The 308-nt window shown below is 58.1% G+C and carries 1 protein-coding gene; it reads left to right on the forward strand.

Annotation, left to right across the window (positions count from 1 at the left end; translation table 11 throughout):
* Window positions 1-308: hemagglutinin repeat-containing protein (locus ALO_RS19170; protein ID WP_040293966.1), on the forward strand; the 308-nt coding region annotated here is incomplete at both ends.

A 308-nucleotide genomic window follows, 5' to 3' on the forward strand; every position in this document is an offset into this window, starting at 1 on the left:
AGGAACGGAGAGTCGCTGTCGCCTATCAGGACTCCCGCTACTCCGAACACCAGAAAACCCATCAGGGAAGCCAGCTTAGCGGAGAAACCATCACCCTTACCGGCCATAACCAGGTCAACATCCAGGGAGCTGCCCTGGCCGCGGAAAAAGCCATCGACATTCAAGGCGACAACGGCGTTAGTATCACCGCCGATAAAGACATCTACCAGAGCGACTCCACCGTAGGCAGCCGGGGCGGCGCCTATTACAACCACCATCAGGAAAACCACGAAACCGTCAGGGGAACCGACATCGACGCCGGTGAGACC

Origin of the sequence: Acetonema longum DSM 6540, assembly GCF_000219125.1 — a bacterium.
Classification (GTDB): domain Bacteria; phylum Bacillota; class Negativicutes; order Sporomusales; family Acetonemataceae; genus Acetonema; species Acetonema longum.